The sequence below is a fragment of the Corynebacterium sp. UMB0012 genome (assembly GCF_030216265.1).
Classification (GTDB): Bacteria; Actinomycetota; Actinomycetes; order Mycobacteriales; family Mycobacteriaceae; genus Corynebacterium.
In genome coordinates, this window is record NZ_JASOKQ010000054.1 from 1 (window position 1) to 889 (window position 889).

The 889-nt window shown below is 53.3% G+C and carries 1 protein-coding gene; it reads left to right on the top strand.

Annotation, left to right across the window (positions count from 1 at the left end; translation table 11 throughout):
• Positions 1-855 (top strand): IS3 family transposase (locus QP324_RS11820; protein WP_284816173.1); only part of this gene is annotated, 855 nt, incomplete at its 5' end.
• Positions 856-889: the final 34 nt, after the last annotated feature.

Sequence of the window (889 nt, forward strand, 5' to 3'; positions counted from 1 at the left end):
CAGGCGATTGTCATCCTCAAGTCACGGCATCGTCTGCAATACCTTTTGGATGCGGCAGGCATGCCGAGAGCAACGTTCTTCTACCACCAGAAACGACTCAGCGAGCCGGATAAGCACGCTGCGCTCAAAGACGCGATCTTAGAAAGCTTCGAGCGTAACAAGCATCGCTACGGCTACCGACGAGTGCTACTTGACCTGCGCAACCAGGGGTGGGTGGTCAACCACAAGCTCGTCTACAAACTCATGAGCGAAATGGGGCTTCGAGCCAAGGTCCGCCGGCGCAGGCCATATGTTTCTTATAACGGGACGATCAGCCACATTGCCGACAACACGCTTGACCGCAAGTTCACCCCAGATAAGCCAAATACCGTCTTTGTTAGCGACGTCACCGAGTTCAGGGTCGCAGGCCGCAAGGTCTACCTGTCACCGGTGATGGATCTGTTCGACCGTTCAATCGTTGCCCACACCGTGGCTACATCGCCGTCGACAGCGTTTACCGCCGATTCTTTAACTAAGACAATTAAAACGTGTACGCCTGAGCCTGGGTGGATGATGCATACCGATCAAGGTTTCCAGTACCAGCATTCGTCCTGGCGCAACCTGATTCATGATAACGGTGGTGTTCAGTCAATGTCGCGTAAAGCCAACTGTTACGACAACGCGGTCATGGAGAATTTCTTCGGGCACTTGAAAACCGAGATGTACCACGGAGAAGTCTTCGACACCGTCGCAGAGTTCAACCAGGCCATCGACGAGTACATCCAGTGGTACAACACCGAACGCATCCAACAACGACTCAAGGGTCTGACCCCGATGCAATATCGAAATCAGACCCTTGAAGCCCTAACCGCCTAGAATTAAACCAGTCCAACTTTCGGGGGCCAGTTCA